The organism is Flammeovirgaceae bacterium SG7u.111 (genome assembly GCA_034044135.1).
Classification (GTDB): domain Bacteria; phylum Bacteroidota; class Bacteroidia; order Cytophagales; family Flammeovirgaceae.
The window spans coordinates 7,320,316-7,343,791 of record CP139021.1; the positions used below are offsets into that span (position 1 = coordinate 7,320,316).

18 protein-coding genes are annotated in these 23,476 nt (G+C 39.6%); 8 read left to right on the forward strand and 10 right to left on the reverse strand.

Annotation, left to right across the window (positions count from 1 at the left end; all coding sequences use genetic code 11):
* Nucleotides 1-114 precede the first annotated feature (114 nt).
* From R9C00_28240 to R9C00_28250, 3 genes are all read right to left on the reverse strand, one after another.
* Nucleotides 115-1,254 carry an acyl-CoA dehydrogenase gene (locus tag R9C00_28240; GenBank protein WPO35591.1) on the reverse strand — a complete coding sequence of 380 codons (1,140 nt, stop codon included), beginning with the start codon at nt 1,252-1,254 and terminating at the stop codon, nt 115-117.
* 271 nt (nt 1,255-1,525) lie between these two features.
* The gene (locus R9C00_28245) at nt 1,526-2,425 is read right to left on the reverse strand and encodes a LysM peptidoglycan-binding domain-containing protein (GenBank protein ID WPO35592.1); all 900 of its coding nucleotides are present in this window, start codon (nt 2,423-2,425) and stop codon (nt 1,526-1,528) included.
* An 8-nt stretch (nt 2,426-2,433) separates the two neighbouring features.
* Nucleotides 2,434-3,210, reverse strand: coding sequence for a DUF4905 domain-containing protein (locus R9C00_28250; protein ID WPO35593.1), 777 nt, complete (start codon nt 3,208-3,210; stop codon nt 2,434-2,436).
* Nucleotides 3,211-3,464: 254 nt separating this feature from the next.
* Here R9C00_28250 and R9C00_28255 point away from each other — a divergent pair, with 254 nt between their 5' ends.
* The 3 genes from R9C00_28255 (at nt 3,465) to R9C00_28265 (ending at nt 6,098) form a co-directional block, all read left to right on the forward strand.
* Nucleotides 3,465-4,820, forward strand: coding sequence for an NfeD family protein (locus R9C00_28255; protein WPO35594.1), 1,356 nt, complete (start codon nt 3,465-3,467; stop codon nt 4,818-4,820).
* Between the two features lie 65 nt (nt 4,821-4,885).
* Nucleotides 4,886-5,386 (forward strand): DUF6452 family protein, encoded by a 501-nt coding sequence (locus R9C00_28260; protein ID WPO35595.1) that lies wholly within the window; start codon nt 4,886-4,888, stop codon nt 5,384-5,386.
* Complete coding sequence (locus R9C00_28265) at nt 5,355-6,098, forward strand: DUF6048 family protein (GenBank protein WPO35596.1); 744 nt, start codon at nt 5,355-5,357, stop codon at nt 6,096-6,098. The genes R9C00_28260 and R9C00_28265 overlap by 32 nt, the downstream gene beginning before the upstream one ends.
* On the opposite strand, the gene R9C00_28270 is transcribed toward R9C00_28265, so the two are convergent.
* Nucleotides 6,076-7,110: a lytic transglycosylase domain-containing protein gene (locus R9C00_28270; protein WPO35597.1), complete on the reverse strand. Its 1,035-nt coding sequence runs from the start codon at nt 7,108-7,110 to the stop codon at nt 6,076-6,078. The two genes, R9C00_28265 and R9C00_28270, sit on opposite strands and share 23 nt — an antisense overlap.
* 31 nt (nt 7,111-7,141) lie before the next feature.
* Nucleotides 7,142-7,852 carry a TIGR00730 family Rossman fold protein gene (locus R9C00_28275; protein ID WPO35598.1) on the reverse strand — a complete coding sequence of 237 codons (711 nt, stop codon included), beginning with the start codon at nt 7,850-7,852 and terminating at the stop codon, nt 7,142-7,144.
* 380 nt (nt 7,853-8,232) lie between these two features.
* On the opposite strand from R9C00_28275, the gene R9C00_28280 reads away from it, so the two are divergent.
* From R9C00_28280 to R9C00_28290, 3 genes are all read left to right on the forward strand, one after another.
* Nucleotides 8,233-8,805 carry an adenylate kinase gene (locus R9C00_28280; protein WPO35599.1) on the forward strand — a complete coding sequence of 191 codons (573 nt, stop codon included), beginning with the start codon at nt 8,233-8,235 and terminating at the stop codon, nt 8,803-8,805.
* A gap of 256 nt (nt 8,806-9,061) precedes the next feature.
* A complete protein-coding gene (gene obgE, locus R9C00_28285; protein WPO35600.1) occupies nt 9,062-10,051 on the forward strand; it encodes a GTPase ObgE in 990 nt (329 codons plus the stop codon).
* Between the two features lie 156 nt (nt 10,052-10,207).
* On the forward strand, nt 10,208-10,606 hold the full coding sequence (locus R9C00_28290; GenBank protein ID WPO35601.1) for a metalloregulator ArsR/SmtB family transcription factor: 399 nt from the start codon (nt 10,208-10,210) through the stop codon (nt 10,604-10,606).
* 92 nt (nt 10,607-10,698) lie between these two features.
* Here R9C00_28290 and R9C00_28295 read toward each other — a convergent pair whose 3' ends face one another.
* Both R9C00_28295 and R9C00_28300 read right to left on the reverse strand, forming a co-directional pair.
* On the reverse strand, nt 10,699-12,855 hold the full coding sequence (locus tag R9C00_28295) for a cache domain-containing protein (GenBank protein WPO35602.1): 2,157 nt from the start codon (nt 12,853-12,855) through the stop codon (nt 10,699-10,701).
* Between the two features lie 255 nt (nt 12,856-13,110).
* The gene (locus R9C00_28300; GenBank protein ID WPO35603.1) at nt 13,111-13,431 is read right to left on the reverse strand and encodes a hypothetical protein; all 321 of its coding nucleotides are present in this window, start codon (nt 13,429-13,431) and stop codon (nt 13,111-13,113) included.
* 474 nt (nt 13,432-13,905) lie between these two features.
* Here R9C00_28300 and glgP point away from each other — a divergent pair, with 474 nt between their 5' ends.
* Nucleotides 13,906-15,570: an alpha-glucan family phosphorylase gene (gene glgP, locus R9C00_28305; GenBank protein ID WPO35604.1), complete on the forward strand. Its 1,665-nt coding sequence runs from the start codon at nt 13,906-13,908 to the stop codon at nt 15,568-15,570.
* 120 nt (nt 15,571-15,690) lie between these two features.
* On the opposite strand, the gene R9C00_28310 is transcribed toward glgP, so the two are convergent.
* The 3 genes from R9C00_28310 to R9C00_28320 form a co-directional block, all read right to left on the reverse strand.
* Nucleotides 15,691-16,326, reverse strand: a complete 636-nt coding sequence (locus tag R9C00_28310; protein WPO35605.1) for a DUF4136 domain-containing protein — start codon at nt 16,324-16,326, stop codon at nt 15,691-15,693.
* 141 nt (nt 16,327-16,467) lie between these two features.
* A complete protein-coding gene (locus tag R9C00_28315) occupies nt 16,468-18,570 on the reverse strand; it encodes a VWA domain-containing protein (GenBank protein WPO35606.1) in 2,103 nt (700 codons plus the stop codon).
* Nucleotides 18,571-18,795: 225 nt separating this feature from the next.
* Entirely contained in the window at nt 18,796-21,336 is a 2,541-nt protein-coding gene (locus tag R9C00_28320; GenBank protein WPO35607.1) for a M14 family metallopeptidase, read from the reverse strand.
* 424 nt (nt 21,337-21,760) lie between these two features.
* Between R9C00_28320 and R9C00_28325 the strand changes: the two genes are divergently transcribed.
* Complete coding sequence (locus tag R9C00_28325) at nt 21,761-23,389, forward strand: hypothetical protein (protein ID WPO35608.1); 1,629 nt, start codon at nt 21,761-21,763, stop codon at nt 23,387-23,389.
* The last annotated feature ends 87 nt before the right edge of the window (nt 23,390-23,476 follow it).

Genomic DNA, 23,476 nt, shown 5'->3' on the forward strand with positions numbered 1-23,476 from the left:
GCCAGAGGCTACAGTAATTTTACCACTCGGCAGAACCGAGCGGTATAACAGTTGGAAGAGGTTTAGGGGGGTAAAAGGCACGAGCGAGACGCTCGCGCCAGTTTTTCTTTCTTATTACTGCAAAATATGTCTTGCGATCACTAGCTTCTGGATTTCGGAAGTGCCTTCGTATATCTGGGTGATCTTGGCGTCCCGCATCAGCCTTTCCACATGGTATTCTTTCACAAAACCATATCCTCCGTGAACTTGCACGGCTTCCACGGTGGTGTCCATTGCCACTTGCGAAGCGAACAGCTTTGCCATAGCGCTGGCGTTGGCATAATCTAATCCCATATCTTTTTCATGCGCTGCTTTTAGGCAGAGCAGCCTTGCCGCTTCTATTTCCGTAGCCATTTTGGCTAGTTTGAAGGAAATTCCTTGATGCTCGCAGATGGGCTTGCCAAAGGCTTTTCGCTCTTTCGAATATTTCAGGGCGAGTTCGTATGCTCCCGAGGCTATTCCCAAGGCTTGGGAGGCAATACCTATCCTTCCGCCGTTGAGGGTTTTCATGGCTATTTTGAATCCGTCCCCATCTTCGCCCAGTCGGTTTTCTTTGGGTACTTTCACATCGGTGAAACCAAGGGAGTGCGTATCGGAACCTCGAATGCCGAGTTTGTCTTCTTTCTTTCCAACTACAAATCCTTCCTGGCCTTTTTCCACTATCAGGCAATTGATGCCCTTGTGCCTTTTCTCCCGATCGGTTTGGGCAAGTACCAAATAGACAGAAGCAGTTCCTCCGTTTGTGATCCAGTTTTTATTTCCGTTAATGAGGTAATGGTCGCCTTTGTCTTCAGCTGTGGTCTGTTGGGCGGTAGCGTCGCTGCCTGCTTCGGGTTCGGAAAGGCAAAATGCTCCCCAGATCTCTCCCTTGGCTAGTGGTACGAGGTATTTTTCCTTTTGGGCTTCCGTTCCGTATTTTTCTAGCCCCCAGCATACAAGCGAGTTGTTCACGGACATCACTACAGAAGCGGAAGCATCTATCTTAGAGATTTCTTCCATGGCGAGGACGTAGGAAATGGTATCCATGCCGCTGCCACCGTACTTTGGGTCCACCATCATTCCCAAGAACCCAAGTTCCCCCATCATCTTGACTTGGGCGTGGGGGAATTCCTGTTTGTCGTCGCGCTCGATTACGCCGGGCAACAGTTCTGTTTGGGCAAAGTCACGGGCGGCATCCCGCACCGCTAGTTGTTCTTCGGTAAATTCAAAAGTCATGTGTGTATGTTTTTGGTTTTTGATTTTGTTAAATCAAAATGGTTAATGTTGAAGGGTTAAGGTTTAAAAAAGGTGGTTTGGATCTTTCCTTTGGTAAGCATTAAACTTTAACCCGTAAACTTTTCAAAGCATTTCTCTGAAATAAGTGTTTGGTAGTTCTGTGGCACGTGCATAACTAACAATATAGTATGCGTGCATACCAAATATACTAAAAAGGAACGTTCCCGAAAAGGTTTTAGGTAAAACTTAGAGATGTAGGTAGATGTTTAGGTTAATCGTATTCGAGGAGGATAGGGAAATTGTTGGTAAGGATACCGAGTTTGTTGCATGCCGATTTAGAGAGCTTGAGCAAGGTGTTTTTAGAGGTATCTCGGGTAGAAAGTTTTCCTATTATTTTCACCATGATAGCCTTTTTGTTGCTAGGGTTGGTCACTTTTACCAGCGTGCCGTAGGGCAGGGAGGCATGCAGGGCAAAGTCTTGGGTAGATCGCTGCCCTCGGTCGGAAATCATTTGTCCCACACCTGATTCTAGGTGCTTATATTTCTTCAACACAGGACTTGCTTTTTTTTCTCCAAAACCTACTATGAGCTTTTGCCCAATGGAAAGTTTGCTCTTTGCATCGATCCCGTTCCACCAAAAAATACTGTCCAAGGTAGTTTGGTGGTACTTTGCTATCCCAAAATAGGTATCCCCTTTTTTTACTTCGTAGTAGTTCGTATTTTTATTTTCGATGCTTTTTTTGTCTAATATTTCCACATAAATGGCTTGTCCAGGAGAAAGTGTCTCGCTTTGTAGTTGGTTGAGAGATTTTAGCCTTTGATGGCTCATTCCGTAGGTATCGGCAATTTTCTGGAGTTGGTCTCCTGCTTGGGTAGTATGAACATGGATAAGTCTGAGGGGAGGATTGAAAAGAGCGCCTTGATGGGCGGGAATGACCAAAATAGTGCCTAGGCTCAGTACGCTGATGTTCCCATTTCTATCTTGAATTTCTTCTGCGCTTACCTTGTATCGGGTTCCAAGTTTGTAGAACGTTTCTCCTTTTTCTACCCTATGCAAGATAAAGATTTGGTTGTTGATCATCGTGATCCCCATGGAATCGAGCGAGGCATGGGCGCTTGCAAATGTGGAAAGTCCGAGAAGTATGGAAAGTAAAAAAAACAGTTGCTTCATAGAAGTTGTTATAATTCGATTCCTTTTAACAAGGTTTTGTTGCTAATAAAAAGCAAGAGGTTTTCAAATACAAAAAAATTAGAAGTAGCAATGCCTTTTAATTCTTTGTCGAGCTTTTCATGCAGAAGAGTATTGCCATTTTTATCCATTATCAACATGAAATGAGAAAGAAGCTTGTTTTCGCTTAGATAATAGCTCAATATGATTTTACCGTCTTTTTCGAGGTAGTTAATTACCTTACTGGCATTGACCTGAAGCTTTTTTTGCAGAAATATTTTTACCGTTTCGAAGTGTTCTTCTCCTTCAAAATACCTGAGAGGTAAGTCGTAGAAGTTTTTTGCTTCTTCGTTGGGCAAGGTGGAGTTCTCTTCTGAAATATCTCCGTTTTCAGCCTTTATTGCGTAATAACTTTTCTCGCCCTCTTCATTTTTGGAAAGGTAGACCAGTTCTTTTGTGGCTAATTCATATTGGCTTTTTTCTTTTTCCCAAAGTAAGCTGCCTGTTTGGCTATTGATGGCCATTACCGCTTCGGGCTCGGGGTTTTTCTCATTAGAATATTTTGAAATAAAAAGCTTACCATGGTCGGCGGCGATCATTCCAGACCACCAAGTACTCTCTAGGTCAAACTCTTTCCAAATGGTTTTGCGATCGTTAAGTTTGAGGCAGGCATAACTCAAAGACATTTCCTCCTCGTTGCGGGTTTCTAACCAAAGTAGTCGTTCTCCATGGTCTATTAAAAGCTTCCAAATAGACCCTTTTGTACTATAATTTATCTTTTCCTGCACGCTTATATTATCTCTTTAAAAGTATCAATGTTCTTGAATATTGGGCAAATTTCCTAGCGAAAAGCTTTGCTGTTTTCTTATTCGGGTTTTAAATTCTTTCGCCCAGTTGGTTGTTTGTAAAAGTAAAGAGCTTCTTTGCGAATAATACTCTTTCTAGTTTTTATCTTTAAATTCAAAACGAACCCTTTGAATAGAAGAAGGTTCTATTAACAACAAGTCTACTTAAGCCGAAAGGCTTTTCAATTGTTTTATATATGAAATTATTTCAAGTCTTTGGATTCATTTTGTTGGCAATGCTGGGTGCAATGAAAGCTCAGGCTCAGCAAAAAGTATTTGTGATGGAAATTAGGGCTGAAATAGACCCTAGGATGAACAGGTATGTGGAATTGGCGCTTACCGAGGCGGAGGATATCGAAGCTGATTATGTGGTGGTGGATATGAATACTTATGGCGGAGCGGTAAACGATGCGGATGATATCCGAACGATGTTTTTGGAGTTTGAAACGCCTGTTTTTGTATTTATAAATAATAATGCTGCTTCGGCAGGTGCGCTTATCTCGATTTCCTGCGACAGTATTTATATGGAGCAAGGGGCAAATATTGGGGCGGCTACGGTGGTGATGGGAGGCGATGGTTCGCAAGCTCCTGATAAATACCAATCGTATATGCGCTCTATCATGCGCTCCACTGCGGAGTCGAAAGGGCGTGACCCTAAAATAGCCGAGGCCATGGTAGATGAAGACTTGGTGGTAGACAGTATTTCGGAAGGTGGAAAAGTGATTTCGTTTACAGCATCTGAGGCCATGAAATATGGTTTTTGTGAGGGAATAGTCAACTCGGTGGAAGAGGTGCTTGCACTAAATGGAGTTGAAGATTATGAATTAATACGGTATGAAGTTTCTGCCACTGAAAAGGTTATTTCTTTTGCCCTGAATCCGTTTATCAGTGGGGTTTTGATCTTGGTGATCATTGGCGGGATCTATTATGAGCTGCAAACTCCCGGAGTTGGGTTTCCTATAGCTGCGGCTGTAGTGGCTTCTCTGCTTTATTTTATTCCTTATTACCTAAACGGACTGGCTGAAAATTGGGAAATAGTGCTGTTTGTGGTGGGGATATTACTTATAGCCGCAGAAATTTTTGTGATTCCGGGCTTTGGGGTTGCTGGTATTTCGGGAATCATACTTACGGTAGGTTCGCTTGTGCTGGTGATGGTCAATAATGACTTTTTCGACTTTACCTTTGTGCCCTCAGGAAACTTAGCTAGTGCCCTGGCGACGGCTATGGGGGGAATGTTTGGTTCTATCGTACTGCTAGTTGTAGGTTTGCAGCGGATAAGTAAATCTAAAAACATGAAAGATATTGTGCTTTATAGCTCCCTAGAAAAGGATGCTGGGTACACATCGAAGTTTGTAGAAGATGATTTGGTGGGGTTAACGGGGCTTGCTTATACCGTGCTTCGACCAAGTGGTAAAATAAAGATCAATGACCAAGTGTACGATGCTTCCACACGTGGAGATTTTATTGAGAAAGGAGAAGAAATAATAGTAGTTTCGGATGAAGGCTCTTCTTTAAAAGTTAAAAAATATGAAAAGGGTGAGCTAGGATTTTAAATCGATCATAAATTTTTTGACTCCGCCCAACTGGTGTACATTTGCCAAAAATTTTGAATAAGTAAATGAAGAAACTTCATAAACTCATTTTACTAGCGCTGTTATTATGTTCTGTGTGGGCATGTAGCGATTGCGAACCCATTTCCGACCCGGGGAATGAGCTTGTTCTTTCTTTTATAGATTATGAGGCTTCACTTGAAAGCGGAAGCCTTGTTGCTAAAACAATGGCATTTGACTCAATCTATGAAGTAGAAAAGCAAGTTAAGATAGATCTTCTCGATTCTAATATCTACCTTATCCCGTTGCCTTTCGATAGGTTGGAAGCTTCATATGTATTTGAACATAAAGAAACTGTTGATGATGGAAATGGGGGGACAACAGAGGTGTTGGTATATGATACGCTGGAGGTAAATTACCAAAGGAGCTTAAATCCTATCAGCCCAGACTGTGGTTTCTATGAGCAAATTCAAAATATCAGAGTGAGCAATACGACCTATGATACGATAGGCATATTCACTGATCAAACTACTTCTAATGATACGACTAATATTTATATTTTTCTTTAGCTTTTTAGTACTAACCAGTGTAGATGGAGTTGCCCAGAAAGCAAAAACTGGAGTAGCGAGTGACTCATTGATGTTGCCCAAAGTGAAACCTCCTAGGGAAAGGTTGTACCTAGCAGGTGTGCGGTTTGGTGCTGATATAACCAAGCTTGCCTTAACGGGGATAGACCCTGATTTTGTGGGTGCTGAAGTGAAGTTTGAAGTTTTGATCAACAACAAATTTTTTATCCCGATAGAATACGGTATTTCTGAAATTACCCGTACGGATGATCCCAAAACATTTGAATATACAACCACCGGTTCATATTACCGAGTGGGATTTGACTATTGCACCCTAAATAAAAAATCGGATGATCATGCAGTTAATATAGGTATGAGATATGCATGGAATTCATTTGATAACTCGGTGAATTATTCTCGTTCGGATGACTATTGGGGCGAATTTGAAAATACGGTGGAGGAAAAAGGCTTGAGCGGAAGCTGGGTAGAATTAGTTGTAGGGTTGAAATACATGTTTCTTAAAAACTTATATTTAGGAATGGATGCCCGCCTCAAATTTATAGGCTCTGTAAATGGTGGCAATTCTATTGATGTAAGTGAAATGCCAGGTTTTGGGGTAACCTTAAAAAATACAAGGCCAGAACTTAATTACTCTATTCTTTATAGAATTCCTTTTGGGAAGAAAAAATTGACTATTCTAAAGGCGCGGGAGTAGAATCAGCATTTACAACTGCATGCATGTCTGGTAAAGTGGAGTCTTGATCGGAAGTGCTTACACTTAGCTCAGATGTCATGTGTTCATCACCCATACTTCCATCTACATAAGGAATTTTCAATTTATAGGTCTGCCCTTTTTGCTTGATAGTGAGTTTGTTCCCAACAAGCCAAGGATTGTGGAGCTTGAGGAGTTTGTAGTTGATACCAAGCGACAAGGCAAAGTCCACAAGGCTGTTGATATTTTGGGAAACCTCTACTTCTTGTACTTCCTCTTCGTAATACAATTGCTTTCCTTTTAGCTCAAACTTGTACTTCTCTTGGTTTTCAAAAATCTCTTTGATGGCCATTGCCCTAAAAACATAGCGGGCAGTTTCACTGTTGAGGGCAAGGTCGTAATACGACGAAACCTTTTGCTTTTTTAGTTGCCTGCTCACTCCGCTTATTCCCATGTTGTAAGAGGCGGCAACCAAGGTCCAGCTTCCAAATTTTTTGTAAGCCTGTTTCATATAGCGGCAAGCTACTTCCGTCGATTTTATAGGGTCATACCTTTCGTCAACTTCTTTGTTTATTTCAAGTCCAAATTCTTTTCCTGTAACGGGCATTATTTGCCAAAACCCCGTTGCCCCAACTGGAGAAACTACGTTGCTAAGTGAGCTTTCTGTAACTACTAGGTATTTCAAATCATCGGGCAATCCGTGTTTTGCTAGGATTGCCTCTATTTTGGGAAACCATCGGTTGGCTCTTTTTAGCACTAAAAAAGTGTGCGAATGGAAAAATACATTTGAATGCAACTCCCTGTCTAGTTTTTCGCTAATATCAGGTTCAGTGAGGGGCACTTCTTCGCCACAAAAATAAAATTCTTTGGGCAGCTCAATATTGAATGTTTCATATTCATACTTCACCTCTTGGTTGATTATAGATGCTTTTTTACTCTCTAGTTTATCCAATAAAGCATAAGCAACTATGCCGATGACCAACACGAAAATGATGATGTTTTGTAAGTTTTTCAAAGTCTTGAAGTTTTGCTCCCTACCAAAAAAATTAAAAGTTAGGTGAAATCATGTAGCTGCCATAGAAGTCATCAATAACTTTTACAGCTTCAGAAGCGCTATCTACCAAGCTGATCAGGTCAAGGTCGCCATCGCTTATATATGAGGCTTTTGTGACCATTACCTCTTTTATCCAAGAGAGTAGTCCAGACCAGTATTCTTTTCCGACCAGCACGATGGGGAATTTTCCGATTTTTTTAGTTTGGATTAGGGTAAAGGCTTCAAAGAGCTCGTCAAGTGTTCCGAACCCGCCCGGCATCACAATAAATCCTTGCGCATATTTCACAAACATTACTTTTCGTACGAAGAAGTAATCGAATGTAAGAAGTTTGTCCGGGTCTATATAAATATTATTTCCTTGCTCATGAGGCAGCTCAATATTTAGGCCAACAGATTTTCCTCCTGCTTTTTTTGCACCTTTATTGCCTGCTTCCATAATGCCAGGTCCGCCACCTGTAATTACCCCAAAGCCGTGTTTTACAAGTTCTACGGCTATTTCTTCTGCCATTTTGTAGTACTTATGCTCGGGCTTGGTGCGAGCTGAGCCAAAAATGGAAACACATGGGCCTATTCTTTCCATTTTTTCGAAGCCTTCCACAAACTCAGACATTACCTTAAAAATAGCCCAAGAATTATGGCTTTTTATCTCGTTCCAGTCCTTTCTCTTAAATGCAGCTCTTATTTTTATTTCATCTTCGCTCATAGTTTTGTCTGTTTGGTTAAGGGAAAAGTGAGATCATCTCACTTTTATAGCTGTATAACATATAGCTAGCGTAGCCTGAAATTAACGATGAATTTCTTAATAAAGTTTAATAAAATGAAAGGCTTAATTTTTAGTACTGCAAATCAACGATGCCCTTGGTTTTGCTTTTGGTCTCGTTCCCAAGGTTTGTTTTTAGGAGATAAAATACGAAGAATAAGGGTTTTATCTTTGAGTTGCTATGGCCAAAATCATATTTAGATGCTGATAAACTGATTTGATATTGGAAGGCTATGCTATATCTTTGGAAAGTAAATTAGTGATGAAAGATTTTTTTAGGTAAGCACTCGTGCTTTTTTATGTATTTAAACAAAATATCAAAAATGTTAAATCTAGTACTATTCGGCCCTCCAGGTGCAGGGAAAGGAACTCAAAGCGAAAAAGTTAAAGCAAAGTATAGTCTCATACATTTGTCTACAGGTGACTTGTTGAGGTCAGAGATCGCTGCAGGAACAGAACTTGGTCTTACGGCAAAAACATTGATGGACAAAGGCGAATTGGTACCAGATGAGGTAGTAATTGGGATGATAGACCATAAGTTAGAAGAGAATAAAGATGCTGAAGGGTTTATTTTTGATGGTTTTCCAAGAACTGTAAAGCAGGCAGAGGCTTTGGACGAATTGCTCAAAAAGCATGGAGAAAGCATTTCAGGAATGGTGGCTTTAGAAGTTGAGGAAGAAGAATTGACCAAGAGAATCTTGAAAAGAGGAGAGACTTCTGGAAGGGCTGATGACAAAAATGAAGATTTAATTAGGAACAGGGTAAAAGAATACCGTACGAAAACTGAGCCTGTTGCTGGGTATTATAAAGAGCAGAATAAATTCAAGTCAGTAAGTGGTACAGGTTCTATTGATGAGATTTTTGAAAGCCTATGCGAAGCAATTGATTCACTATAAGCTTTTTGTAAGCGAAAATCAGGTCGTTATAAGATTGTCTTATTTGTCTATGCGACTTTTCAATATATAAAGGGTGTAAATGAGAGCAGTGTTATTCAATAACACTGCTTTTTTTGAATAATTTCTCTTTAAATTGATGATAATGGACTAATTTTGAAATTGCTATAAATGAATTCGTGCCTTTTTTGCCAAAATTCAATTGGCGATTGCTTGTTATACAAACTTTTGGTTACACGTATTAAAAACTTTTGAGAGGGTGTCAGGGACAAATTTTATTGATTATGTAAAGGTTTATTGCCGCTCGGGATCAGGAGGAGCAGGTTCTGCTCATTTTAGGCGTGAGAAGCATGTGCCAAAGGGCGGTCCCGATGGCGGAGACGGCGGAAGGGGAGGTCATATAATACTAAAGGGAAATAAAAACCTTTGGACATTATTACACCTCAAGTATAAGAAGCACATTATTGCAGATAATGGCGGAAGTGGTGAAGGAGGGTGTAGATCTGGAGTGCAAGGCGAGGATATTGTGTTGGAAGTTCCTTTAGGCACTATTGCTAAGCATGCGGAAACGGGAGAGCGAATAGCTGATATTTTGGAAGATGGCGAAGAGCGAGTTTTGCTGGCAGGTGGGAAAGGAGGCTTGGGCAATATCAACTTCAAAAGCTCGACTAACCAGTCTCCACGGTATGCTCAACCTGGTATAGAAGGAGAAGAGGTTCCTGTAGTATTGGAACTAAAAGTACTTGCAGATGTTGGTCTGGTAGGTTTTCCAAATGCTGGGAAATCAACGTTGCTTTCTGTTATTTCTGCAGCAAAACCCAAAATAGCTGACTATGCTTTTACTACGCTAGTCCCCAATTTAGGGGTAGTTTCCTATAGGGATAATCGGTCGTTTGTAGTAGCAGATATTCCAGGTATAATAGAAGGTGCTGCTGAAGGTAAGGGGTTGGGAATTAGGTTTTTGCGACATATAGAAAGGAATTCAGTGCTATTGTTCATGGTTCCTGCAGATAGCGATGATATAAAAAAGGATTTTGAAGTTCTATTGGATGAATTGAAGAAATTCAATCCAGAACTCTTAGATAAACAACGGATATTAGCTGTTTCAAAATCCGATATGATTGACGAAGAACTAAAAGGCTTAATCTCTCGAGAGTTGCCAGATATCCCATGTGTATTTATTTCATCTATTATGCAAAAAGGGTTGGCAGAGTTGAAGGATCAGCTTTGGGAAGCACTAAACGACTAAGTATATTTTACCATTTTTTGATGATTTAGGTTAAATATTGGAAAAATGGTAGTTTGAATTTGCTTTATTGTTTTAATTTTTGTTAAATTAAATGCACAATTGCTTATAACCGTTTGTGCAAATGCTTATATAAGGAAACATTGTTCACTAAATAAAATGAAATTAAAACATTTTAATCTCCAACTTGGCTGCCAGTTTTTAAAATCATTTAGTGATGAATCGCGAATAAGGATTCTTCAGCTGCTTTTTAAAAATAAGGAAATGTGTATTTCCGATATAGAGCTAGTGTTGGATTTTACTCAAACAAAGACATCGAGGCATTTAATTTATCTTAAAAATGCTGGATTGGTCGATTCAAGAAAAGTTGATCAATGGACGTATTATTCCATTAAAGAGGAAGTTTCCGAATTTGTGGATACTATATACAGATATTTGGATAAAGATCCGGTACTAGAAAAAGATCAAAGAGTTTATAAAACTCTTTATAATAACAGGGAGTTAGCTGTTTGTAAGTTGCATCAAAACAACAACCGTTGGGCTTACCAAGATTTTTAGTTGTACCCTTTTACATAGGTTCAAATAAAACAAAACTGGCCACACCAATATATATTGGTGTGGCCAGTTTTGTTTTATTGGCTAAGCTTTCTTTATTGAGTTGCTATTTGTTTGGCTACAGCAAGTTGATCTTTTAAAGCTTGGTTCTCTTCAAACAATTCTTTGTGCCTTCTTTCTATCTCTTCCTGAGTAGCCTGCATTTCTTCTTGGTTTTGTCTAAGCTCCTCTTCTTGTGAACGTAACTGTTCGGTCATTTTTTGGCTATGCTCCAAAAGCCCTTGGGTTTGCTCGGTTATTATCACAGCCGATAAGGTCGAGGCAAAGGTAGCTCCACTTTTCTCTACAAACTCTACTTCATAGTCTTCAAGGGCACGGAAGGAAGCCACCTCAAGTACACCATAAATCTTGTTGTTTGATATAAGGGGTATTATTAGAATATTCCTCGGAGGGGCATCTCCTAGACCAGATCGAATACTTACATGTTCTTCAGGGATTTCTTTAAGGAAAATCGTATCCTTTTCAAGGAAGCATTGGCCTAAAAGACCGTCTCCTGGTCGTACTTTTTTCCTTAAAAACTTACGCCTTTCATAAGCGTAACACGCTTTCATTTCTAAATAAGGATCATCCTTTTGTTCATCATTTAGAATAAAAACAGCCCCTTGGTTAAGCTTTAGGTAACTGATAATTGTTTTTAGGTACTTCTGGCTCAGCTCGGCTTTAGTACTTACATTTTCATGAAGAATATCGCTAATAATGTTAGCTCCTTCGTTACTCCAGTTCCTTATGTGCTCAATCTCTGTATTTTTCTTTAAGCTGTTCCTCATATTGAGCAACTCATTGCCTAGTACATCATCTTGGCTTCTTGGGGTAAATGGCTTGTTCAAATTCCCTTTGCCTATTTCTTTGGCGAAGCTTGTATAGCTATGTACCCCTTCCACTAGTGCATCCAAGGATTGAATCATCTCCCCAAGTTCATCTTTACGCTCAATTGATAGTTTTTCCACATTTTTCCCATCGGCCAGGGCTCTCAACCTGTCTTTTACTTCAATTACGGTTGAGATAAGTTGCTTGCTAAAATAGAGGGAAGCGCCTATGCCCAAAGCAAGGATGATAATGGAAATAATCGCAATCAACAATATAATTTGATTTACTTGACTAGCGATTTCCTTTTCTTTTTGACTAACATTAGCGTCTATAATTCCCGTATCTATACCAGTTGAAATTACCCATCCAAGGGGTTTGAAATATTTGGAATAAGTAAGCTTGTTAACTGTAACTGTGAGACTGTCTTGAATATCAATCTGATACTCAAGGAAACAGTCACTTGTTTCGCTGGTTTTGCACTTCTCAACCTGAGCTTTAAAGATATTATCAGTTTCACTGGTGATATTTGTTAGTATACTCTCGTCCATTACTCTGCCTTCTAGCTGTTTCCATTTGGCATGCATTACCATCCGAGGGTTTGGAAGAGAGTCGTTGGTGATGAGGAAATAGCTTTTCCCATCATTGAAACGCATATTTCTCAGCTCATTGACCAAATTATTGATGATGTCTTTACGTGCGTCGTCTTTGTAAATACCAGTGATGCAGACCCAGTCCCATTCAGGAATTTCCCTTGCATAGCCTACTTTTTCCACATCGGGGATAATGCCAAAAGCAGTAGGCTTGTCCCAGTTGTATTCAAAAATAGCATCGCCATTTTTATTACATTGTTTAATAGCATCAATGATTGTGTTATTGCCATCGGGGAAAAATTGTTCAATGTCAGGGTGGGTCAAACTCTCCCCATCTAGGGTAGGGTTGATAGGGTGCATAATAACGTAAGGGTTCGAAGAATTATCGGTTACCCAAAAATATCCAGTACCATTGTCATACCTCAAGCTTTTGATAAGCTGAAGGACTTCTCTCTGTGCCTCGAATTTTGAAAGGACGCCAATACGAGCTAGCGCAATTTTTTCATCAATAATAGTTTCTACAAGGTCGACGTTGCTGCGCAAGCTATTGCCAAAGTACTTCTCCATGAAGAACTCATCATCAAGCGCATAGTAATTACGCTCTACTGCCGTATATGCAACTTCCAAAAAACCTTTAAGATCTTGCTTAGCTTGGTTTATTGACTGCTCTTTATATTCGGTAACATCCCTTATGCCTTTTTGGTTGATACTCCAGATCGCAATAGAACTGATAACCAACACAGTGGTTACAAGTAATAAGCTGATCAAAAGAGTCACCTGATTTTTAATGCTCATATTATATGAAAAAGGTAAGCCTTGGTTATTTCACTAGGCTTTATTGTTACTTATTTTATATCTAATCAGGACGTATGGTTAAATTGTAAATATAGATTTAGGAACTAGAGCCCTTTAGTCTATATTATAAACTACGTTATCCCCCCTATATTTTATGGCTTTCCAATTTTGGTGAAACACTTGAAAAAGATACCATACAGATATAATATGTACACTTCAGGCTTTTTTGAAAATTCTTGGTTAAAATGCTAAATATTAAAACGGAAACTGCGAATAAGCTTCATATGGCTGGGAAGTAGCTATCCATGCATAATTAATCGCTTCTGCTTTTAGTACAGCTTTTACTGTATTGATTGGATAAAGCAATCCTTTTCGAGAAAGCTCTTGATGTATGTATTGTGGTTCGTTTAAAAATGCGGTTTCGTTGATCTCATTTTCCGAAGCCTTAGCATAGTATTCGTTCAGTTTCGCGAGGATAAAAAGCACTTCTTTTCTTGAGATATTGGATCGGTTATGAGAAGGCATTGTATGTAAAACTTGATATGCATATTCAGGGCAGAATGTAGCTTGTTCCATATTTTTTCTTTTGGAAAGGGTTAACAGTAAATTTTACTGCTAATATGCTTGCTTGCCCCGTACCCTATTTACGAGGTAAAAAAATACCAATAGTTGTTTATTAAAGCACTTTGAGGGTGGGGTACTGGATAAGTAGGTGTATATGAATAAAATTGTTGCTTTCTTGTTATTCTTCCAAACATTCCTTTAATTCACCCCCGCATCACTAGAATAATGTTTAAGCTTTCACTTATCTGTTTCAGGTAATTCATTTATATGGATTTACATTGTTGCCGATAGTTTTTTATTACCTATTGAACATTTTTCGACCAGTACACCTCAAGATTTGATAGGATCAGAGCTAGCTTCAGCTTAGCAAATGAAAATGAAAAGGGATAATTAGAAAAATTTCCACTTTTATAAGTGTGTTTAAATACAATTAGATCTAATCTCAATTTTTACTATTTGCCGATTAATCACTGAACATAAACTTTTATGAAAACCTTTAAGGATTTTAAGCATCCGTACAAGATAAATCCTCAGTACAAAAAGAGAGTAGCTTATTTTTCGATGGAATTTGCCATCGCACAGCCCCTAAAAATTTATTCAGGTGGACTTGGCTTTTTAGCAGGCTCACACATGCGAAGTGCCTACGAGCTGAAGCAAAATTTAGTAGGTATCGGGATTTTGTGGAAATATGGCTACTACGACCAAATAAGGAAAGGTGACCAGTCTCTTGATATATTATTTCAAGAAAAACTTTACAGTTACCTAGAAGATACAGGGATAATATTTGACATCACGGTTAACAACCATCCTGTAAAAGTGAAGGCATTTTACCTACCGCCAAATCTTTTTGGAAATGCCCCTATGTTCTTCCTTAGCACAGATTTGCCGGAGAACGATTACCTAGCACAAACCATATCTCATAAGTTGTACGATTCAGATATGGCAGCAAGGGTTGCACAAAACATACTCTTGGGTGTAGGCGGAGCAAAACTGCTCGATGAGTTGGAATACAATGCAGATATTTACCATTTCAATGAAGCCCATGCATTGCCAGCTGCATTCTACTTATATAATAAGTACCAAGATTTACCCACACTTAAGAAAAAAATAGCATTCACTACCCATACTCCAGAGGAGGCAGGTAATGAGAAGTCTGATATTAGGATGCTGAACAAGCTTGGGTTCTTCTGCGGCGTTCCTTTGGAAACTGTGAGAGAAATAAGCGGAACGTATGATGATGTGTTCAACCATACGCTAGTGGGGCTTAGGTTTGCTGGACTAGCAAATGGTGTTTCCAAACTACACGGAGAGGTTTCGAACCGTATGTGGAAGGGACATGATAAAATTTGTAAGATAATTTCTATTACCAATGCCCAGAACAAAAAATATTGGGCAGATAAAGCTCTTGACAAGGCTGCGGAGAAGAAAGATTTCAAAAAGCTGGCAGCTAGAAAGCGTGAGCTAAAGGAAGAGCTTTTTGAGGTAGTGGCAGACCAGACAGGAAAAATTTTCGACCCTGATAAGCTGACCATAGTTTGGGCAAGGCGTTTTGCAGCTTACAAAAGGGCTGATTTGATAGCTTCGGATGAGGCTAAGTTTAAAGAGCTTCTTTCTAATAAAGATTATCCGTTTCAGATGATTTGGGCAGGAAAGCCTTACCCAATGGATTATGGAGCGCTTAGTACCTTCAATAGGCTAGTGCATATGAGTAAGCGCCATAAAAATATGGCAGTACTTGTCGGTTACGAATTGAAGCTTTCGGCATTGCTCAAAAAAGGTAGTGATGTGTGGTTGAATAATCCACGCCTTACACGCGAAGCATCAGGAACTAGTGGGCAAACAGCGGCAATGAACGGTTCGGTGAATTTTTCTACTTATGATGGTTGGATGCCCGAATTTGCCAAACATGGAAAAAATAGCTTTATAGTACCAGAAGTTGATATTTCTTTGCCTCACCACGAGCAAGACCATCATGATTATGAGAGCTTGGTCAAAATCTTGGAAAAGGAAATTTTACCAACTTACTACGATAAGCCAGATCAGTGGTGGGAGGTAGTTACTAATAGTATGAAAGAAGTTTCCCCTCAGTTTGAGTCGGGAAGAATGGCAGATGATTATTACAAATTGCTGTACAGCAAAATAGGTAAATAAAGAATGAGGAATCCCAGCCTTTGAAGCTGGGATTTTTTTATGCCATTGGGCATTGTCCTCAAAAAGCCTGACCCCTCTCAGAGCCAGACTTATATGTAAACGAGCTTCTTTTTACTCTACCTAGATAGGTCTGTGCTTAATCATTTCAGCTTGACCTGCCAAGTATGGATATCTGGAAAAGACTTTTTCTATAGAGGATTTAATATCCCTGTCTATTTTTTTATTGTTGTCTTTCAATGTATTAGTATTGGCTGCATACCAAAGGAGCTTGTCTTCATCGGCGTCAATCATACTTACCATCAGCGTACCTTCTTTGTAGGTATATTCATTCATGTGGGTGTAAGATGAATTAAATCCATATCCTCCCCAGCCGTAGCCACCGTAACCATACCAACCTCCATAAGGACCGCCCATGTGGTTAGTAGTTCCTGAGTAACTTTTTTTCTCACCAATATCAACTCGGTAAGTTACCCAGATGTCGGGGTTTTCTGAGAAAATGTATCCCCTCTTTTTCATTTCTTCGTGGATAGCATTCTCAATTCTCTTTTTATTGAGTTGGTTGATGTCAGTTGGATATTTATCTGCTTCAGGGTTGGGCAATACTTTTAAGCCGTAGGTTTTGTATTGGGCAAAGTTAGCTTCGCTATCCATGTCTGTAATCACCCTTCCTGTGCTACAGCCTGCCAAAAATAGTAGCATAGCCATTAATATTCCTAAACTGAATTTCCCGATTGATTTATGATTTAACTTTTTCATGGTTTTAGCATTTTTTGTTAGTTGTTCGTGTTTCTGATGCTAAGATGCAGGAATTATTTCCAGCAATATCACGAATGCCGTTAAGTGGGAATATTTCCTCCTAATCGGGAATTTTAAGAAATGAATTGGGAATGATCTTGCCTAATAAGAACCTTTCACCTTTCTCATTACCCACTCAAAAGTGGCTAACAAAAGGAAAAGGGCAAGAATCCATTCGAGATTTAAGATTTCACTAAACTCTTCGCGGCTATGGATGATGTCCGGGGCCTTGTTCTCCAGAAGCCTTCCGTGCAAGTCATCAAGTTGGCTGGTATAATAAAATTCTCCACCGGTTTGCTTAGAAAGGTTGCGGAGCAGGTTGAAGTTAGCGGTAGTATTAAGTGCTTCTAGTTCTAGTTTTTTGATGGTGAAATCGCCCGTGCTTACTTCCACATTGCCATCTAGCACCGTACTGGCTTTGTATTTATACACACCTGATGGCAATCCATTTACCGCATAGCGGAAGTTCGAATTATTGTTCATAAACGTGTAGCTAGATGTTTCGCCTTCACTATCTACTAGTTGCAAGTCTATTTTTTGCCCATAAATTTTTTCATAAATAGCATTATATACTTCCGTTTCGAAGTACACGGTTTCAGCATCCGAATACTCGTTGGATGTAGGATATACCTTGAAACGTCGCTTATCTTCTTTGGTAGAAAGAAACTGGATGAGCTTGCCGACCATGTCATCAAAAGCATCGCTTTGTTCGAAAGAGGCAAATTCATGGAGCTTCCATTGCCAAATGCCTTCGCCAAGTAGCACAGCACTTTTTACACCATCCTGCTCATTTACTACCAACATCGGTTTGTTGGTAGGTACATTCCCCACTTTTTGGAAAAGAATTACTTCCGAATTCCCAAGTACATCAAAATTCCCGAAAGGTACAGAAATAGGTGGTGATTTTGCTAGCTTAGTTTTCTTTTGCTCATCAAAAGTAAACCTGTCAAATACATTGTTGAAATTAGGAGTTACTTTGTCCACTTGCCTGCCTGAAGGAATGATATTTACAGCCCCGCTTACCCTGTTGAAAGAAGGGATATCGGATTGGTTGCCCAAAATGAACCAAGTAGAAACACCTTTTGCCCTAAATTTTTCAAGCAGATCGCTTGCAACGCCTCTGATGTTTGGGACTTGGTGGAAAATTACCAGATCATATTTGTCTTCTAGCTCAAACGCTTCATTACTCGACGGTAAAAGTGTAGGGATATATACATTGAATTCGTAGTTTTTATTCTTTTCTACCACGCTCCTAATAGCTTTGATATCGGGATGTGGAGCTGCTGCTACCAGCAATATTTTTTCTTTGCTGTCGAGTACATCTATGTAAATATTCCTCAGGTTATTTCGGGTGGTAAATTCACCTTCTAGTGGAAGTACTTGGATGATGTAGTGTTGCATCCCCTCTTTTTCCGCATCAACCAAAAACTCCACATTTTGGATTCCATTAGAACTGGTGAAATCAATGGTTTTTCTTTCCAGCTCCGTCGCACCATTTTTAAGTAAAACAAGAGCTTGCTTGCCAGCGAAACCATTATTAGCAATTTCAGCCACTAAGGGGAATTTGTTTCCCAAATAAGCGATATTATTGGAGTAAATCGTTTTGAGGTTGATGTCTATTTGGGGCAAAGTATCTCCAATTCCTATGGTCGAAATCTTTATGTTGTAAGGAATGTAATCTGGGGAAATGCCTTGGTTATAGACGCCATCGGTGAATAATACCACTTCTGCTAGATTGCGGTTTTCATATTGAACTTGAATTTTTCGTAGTAAGTCACTCAAGTTTGTTTTTTTACTATCAAATTTGATATCAGAAGCATTTTCCACTGAAAGGTTTTCAAGTTCTTCCAAAGGAACAATCTCTACATTGTACTCTTTTTGTTTGAGGCTATTAGCTACTTCGTCAAACTCACCCAACAACTGTTTGACAGCGTTGCTATCGGTCACCAAAGGAATGGACTGGGAATTGTCGATGGCGAATACTACCGTAGGTTTTTCATATTCATTGGTGATTTGCTTCACATATGGACCTAATAGTAAAAGGCAGATTAGGGCAATGAGCGTGAAGCGGACAAAAGCCAGAAGATAGTTAAGTGGCTTACCCCAAGTAGTTTTTTTTTGGTAAAGCAAATACGCATAGCCTGCCCCTACTAAAAAGCAAAGTAACACGTACCAACCCGAATATTCTAAAAATAAGTTTGTCATATTTATTTGGAAGCGACCAATTGGTGCTGAAAAAATATCTTTATGGTGAAGTAATATCTTATTACAATCAGCAAATTACAAAAAAGTTTGCCCTTTGCTTCGCCAATCTACTCAAACGGCACTATAGTTCAAAAAGAGGTAGTTTAAAAGGAGGGGAAAGGGAATAAAAAAGCCAAGGTGTTCTCAAGAACACCTTGGCTTTTTTATAATTATTGCGATAGAAATCTAGTTTCCTACCAAGAATACGGCATTTCCCAAAAGGATTTTCCCACTTTCCCAGAAGCCTCTGATGATGGGCGAATCAGTCATGTAAATGATGGTACCATTTCCGTAAGATTCTTCGCCTATTGCCAGTGTGTTTTTAGCTTTCTCTTTCATGCCAGCGCCTGTGAAGCCGCTCACATGGCTGTCATCTTTGAACACGCCTACATTCCATCCACTTTCCAAGTATGGATATGTGCTTCGGTTTCTTTTGATCACATAAAAAGAGTTGTCCTCGCCAAAGGATAAAGGGTGGCTATCGTCCAAGTAAACTTTATAAACACTTCCTTCCACACTGTTGGTAATTCCACTTCGCTGACGGTCATCGAACCTTTTGAGCTCGGTTTCTTTCCCGTTCTTCTTCTTTTTATCTTTCGCATTATCAACAGCTTCGCCCAAAGAGGTGCTTTCTGCCGAGGCAAACATGGAAATAGCTCGCTCCAAGGCGATGACTTTTCCTCCATTATCAGCAAAGTCTAAGATTTTTGATTTTGCACTATTCACCCTTCCACTTGGCAAAATCAATACATCGTATGAAGAAAGATCGGTGTAAGAAAGGTTACTGCTATTGAGAATAGTTACAGGGAACTCTAGTTCTTCTTCGAAGAAAAACCATAGCTCGCCAAATGCTGTGGGGGAGATGCCGTCGCCGTTAACTATTGCCACATTTGGGCGCTGCATCAATTTCATAGAGGAAGAACCAAAGTCTTTTCCCTCGGTCACAAAACCGGTTTCGGTAGCCGTTACGGGCACTTCTAGCTCATTTGCCAAGTCTACCACCAATTTGTTGAACTCACCTGAGTTCATTGGGTTGTCAGCAATATTTACCACTAACGTACCCTTGTCGAATTTTTTCCCGCTAAGCGTAAAACCTTCTTCTGAGTAGCGAACTTTAAGCCCGTTTTTTAGCAAGCTTGCTAAAAATTTTACATCACGTGTATTTTTCCATTCGGCTACAAAGGCGTAGTTGTACTCGTTTGGAACTTGATTGGGTGTGAATGAATAGCTGCTTTTTCCAGAAGCTGTAATTTTATCCTTAAAGGCATAAGCTTCCACTCCATAAACATAAGGCAGTGCCCAAGCCGTAAGGTCGTAGGTGAGGGAATCTTCCAGCTTTCCTTCTGGCTCAAAAAGTACTTGAACCATCCTCGATTGCGGCTGGTAAGCGCTTACAACCAAATCACCTTCTTCTATACTTACCGATTTAGTTGCTTTTTCATCGTAACTAAAACCGCTTATGCTTTTACCTCTTGTACCTGTATGGAAAGCATATTTTATCTGTTGCTTGTCAAGCAATTCGGCAAGTGTTTTTAGTTTTATCGGGTCGTTCGAGCCTTTTACTACATACGATTTGTAAGGAGAAACTGGGGAAGTTTGCGCTTCGGAAAAATAGTTGTTGAAGTTTTCAAGTAATTTTTCACGTTGCTCAAAAGCAGCTTCTATTGTTCCAAAGCTTGATGTTTTGTGGTGCTCCAAGCGGCTTTTAAGCGTAAGCTCCACACCTGAGCTGGGCATCACGCCCAAACCACCTCTGCCTGAGCCGCCCTGCTCGTAGGTAAAACCGATCGCCCCGTTGTACATGGGCCAGGTATCGCCATAGCTTGGGTAATAAAGGTCAAATACTTCCCTTGTGAAGTATAGCCAACCGTTGCTGTCGAAATATTTTGAGTTATGCTCTCCAGAGATTTGATGGAATTCTTTTTGCCATTTGGTGATAACCTCGTGCATAGGCTTTGCCGCTGGGCCAAAAAAGTAAGGAGAGTTCATGCCCATTTCGTGAAGGTCAACGTGTACATGGGGCATCCATTCCTGGTAATTCTTTACTTTTCCTTGTGTTTCTACTTGTGTTTGCCAAGCCCAATCGCGGTTTAGGTCAAAAAGGTAATGGTTAAACCTACCGCCTGGCCAAGCTTCATTGTGTTCCCAAGCATTGGCATCGGTGTTGTAATTTGGCCCTTTGGTCTGTTTGTACCAATTTACGTAGCGGTCGCGGCCGTCGGGGTTTTCACAAGGGTCAATTACTATGACCATTTCCTCTAGCCACTTTTCCACATCGGGTGTTTCTCCTTTTGCCTTGGGCAAGTTATTTCCCGAAAGGAGGGAATAAAGTGTGGAAATAGCGGCTTCCGTTCCGGCTGATTCATTTCCGTGAATATTGTAGCTAAGCCATACTATTGGTAGTTGTTTGCCTTCTGTTTCGCCTTCTAGAAAACCCGCTGCCTTTAGGTTGTTTTGGCGGATTTGCTCCAGTTTTCTTTGGTTTTTTTCCGAGGTGATGAACATGAGGTAAAGCGCCCTTCCTTCATTAGTTACGCCATATTGCTCCATTTTCACCTTTTTGGAGTTATCTGCAAGATGGTGCAAATAATCTTCGAGGCGATGGTGGGGCGTAAATTTTCCCCCAGGGGCATACCCAAAAAAGTCTGTAGGAGAGAGTAGGTCTTGTGTAAAGGCTAGTTGAGCGCTAATGGCTATTAGAAGAAGCGCAATGAAGGTTTTTTTCATAAAAGTAAGTTCAAGTTTGAAAAATATTGTGGTTGAGTGATGGTATTGAATAATGTTAAAAATTATGCTCTTTTAATTAAATGAGCAAAGGGCTTCAGTTGGTTCCAGCAATTTTAGTCCATGGAAACCAGAAGCTACTTGTATGTTTGGTAGTCGGAAAATATGGAACCTTAAATTTAAACAAGCTACCAAGTTGCGCATGGTAACCTAGAATTTCTTAAATTTAGGTAAAGGGGATTTCCCTCAAAAGAAATAGGAAGAAAAAACTAGAAGTAGCAGATAAGATGTGGAGACAAAGCTAACAAATAGCTTGCAAAAATTGTATTATATATATAGGAGCTCAATTTTTTTAATAAGCCTTGTTCTATTAGGGAGCTTTCTTGCATTGATATCTCAACACAATCATCAACAAAATCCAAAAACTATGCGGTGGTCTTATCTTTTTATCGTTTCAGTCCTGGTGGCAGGAAGCATTGCCACTTGTCATGGGCAATCTGTTGTTGCCAATGAGAAATATGTAGAGTTTGAAATAGACGACAAGCACGGAGAAGATTACAAACTCATCCCTATGGGAGAGCTAGGTGTGCTGACACTACTCCACAGTACAAAATTCCAGAAAAATAATAAACGGGAGCTCCAAGCTACTTTTCTCGATACAGATCTAAACCAAGTGTGGAGCAGGACTTTTTTGATAGAGGGAAACTTAGAAAATATAGTATGGACACTAGATGGAGATAATGCCTATGTTCTTTTCGAAAAAGATAGTTATAAATATTACGTGGTAAAAATAGAGACAGGGACAAAAAGCTCTTCTATTTTCGAATACGATAAGGTAAAGCAGTTTTACATTTCAGATTTTTGTGTGCTAGATGATATGTTTTTCTTTGGAGGGGAAATAAAAGGAAACCCTGCCATACTTCGGTACGATCCTCAAACCGATCACTCGCTTGTATGCGGTTCTGTTCACCAGCTCAACGCTGACTTGCTTTCGATGACTCCGGCACCCGATGGAGAATCGTTCACTGCTATTTTGGAGAGCAAGCAACGTAAAGAAGATTTTTCTGTGTATGTGAATTCATACGACAAGGAGGGTAAACTCGTCACCAACTTTTCTTTGCCCCAGAGTTTTGATTATTCCCTTCTTACTTATCGCCCTTTAATATTGGATAAAGAAGAGACGATGATTTTTGGCACTTATGCACTTAATAATGATGAAAGTGCTCAAGGAGTGTACGCCATAAAGCTAATAAAGGGGAATATGGATATGTTGAGGTTTTATGATTTTGGCTACTTGAAAAACTTTTTCTATTTCTTAGAAGAGAAGAAGATGGAAAAAATTCAGTCGAAAATTCAAAAACGTAGAGAAAAGGGCAAGATTTATACCTTGCGCTACGATATGTTCGTACATGACCTGAAGCTGATAGATGGACAGGTTGTGTTTTCGGCAGATGTTTTTGATCCTATTATGGAGTCGAGCTATGCTAACTATGGAACCCTAAATGGATTGCCCAATACCTACTCTTGGAGAACAGCAGGAGATAGTTATTATAAATCCACCCCTTATTATGGTGGTACATTCAGGCCCGCAGCGCTTACCAAAGAAGCTATCAACAATAAGTTTGTAGGAAATTATGGTTTTGAGCTTATGAATGCATTTGCCTGTGGTTTTGATACAAATGGCAACTTGCTTTGGGACAATAGCTTTTCTTTTGAGGATGTGGAGGTAGATTACCCTATTGAAATGACGAATGTGTATGCTGAGAAGGATAGCTTATTCATGTTCACTGCCAATGAAGAAGAACTGATTTATAAAATTTCAGAACTAAAAGGTTTTACCGATAGCATAACTGTAGATACACTCAACCATATATTGGCATCTGAAAAAATAAACGAAGGCTTTGAAAATGGGGGGATTGTAGACTGGTATGGAAATAACTTTTTGGCTTCGGGGATACGATATATCAATCACAGGAAATCTAATGATTTGGATAGGGATGTGTTTTTTATCTATAAAATATCATGTAAAGCTATAGTAAGAAGGGTCGGTGAATAAGCTGAGCATATTTTAAGGTACTAAAAGGTGGGTTGTATAGCCTACCTTTTGTTTTTTCTGATGTATTGTGCTGTTTTTAAGGAGAAA

Excerpts from the sequence above, each read along its gene's own strand:
- R9C00_28240 (WPO35591.1), bottom strand. The coding sequence starts at position 1,254 with ATGACTTTTGAATTTACCGAAGAACAACTAGCGGTGCGGGATGCCGCC.
- R9C00_28245 (WPO35592.1), bottom strand. The coding sequence starts at position 2,425 with ATGAAGCAACTGTTTTTTTTACTTTCCATACTTCTCGGACTTTCCACA.
- R9C00_28255 (WPO35594.1), top strand. The coding sequence starts at position 3,465 with ATGAAATTATTTCAAGTCTTTGGATTCATTTTGTTGGCAATGCTGGGT.
- R9C00_28260 (WPO35595.1), top strand. The coding sequence starts at position 4,886 with ATGAAGAAACTTCATAAACTCATTTTACTAGCGCTGTTATTATGTTCT.
- R9C00_28265 (WPO35596.1), top strand. The coding sequence starts at position 5,355 with ATGATACGACTAATATTTATATTTTTCTTTAGCTTTTTAGTACTAACC.
- R9C00_28275 (WPO35598.1), bottom strand. The coding sequence starts at position 7,852 with ATGAGCGAAGATGAAATAAAAATAAGAGCTGCATTTAAGAGAAAGGAC.
- R9C00_28280 (WPO35599.1), top strand. The coding sequence starts at position 8,233 with ATGTTAAATCTAGTACTATTCGGCCCTCCAGGTGCAGGGAAAGGAACT.
- R9C00_28290 (WPO35601.1), top strand. The coding sequence starts at position 10,208 with ATGAAATTAAAACATTTTAATCTCCAACTTGGCTGCCAGTTTTTAAAA.
- R9C00_28295 (WPO35602.1), bottom strand. The coding sequence starts at position 12,855 with ATGAGCATTAAAAATCAGGTGACTCTTTTGATCAGCTTATTACTTGTA.
- R9C00_28300 (WPO35603.1), bottom strand. The coding sequence starts at position 13,431 with ATGGAACAAGCTACATTCTGCCCTGAATATGCATATCAAGTTTTACAT.
- glgP (WPO35604.1), top strand. The coding sequence starts at position 13,906 with ATGAAAACCTTTAAGGATTTTAAGCATCCGTACAAGATAAATCCTCAG.
- R9C00_28310 (WPO35605.1), bottom strand. The coding sequence starts at position 16,326 with ATGAAAAAGTTAAATCATAAATCAATCGGGAAATTCAGTTTAGGAATA.
- R9C00_28315 (WPO35606.1), bottom strand. The coding sequence starts at position 18,570 with ATGACAAACTTATTTTTAGAATATTCGGGTTGGTACGTGTTACTTTGC.
- R9C00_28320 (WPO35607.1), bottom strand. The coding sequence starts at position 21,336 with ATGAAAAAAACCTTCATTGCGCTTCTTCTAATAGCCATTAGCGCTCAA.
- R9C00_28325 (WPO35608.1), top strand. The coding sequence starts at position 21,761 with ATGCGGTGGTCTTATCTTTTTATCGTTTCAGTCCTGGTGGCAGGAAGC.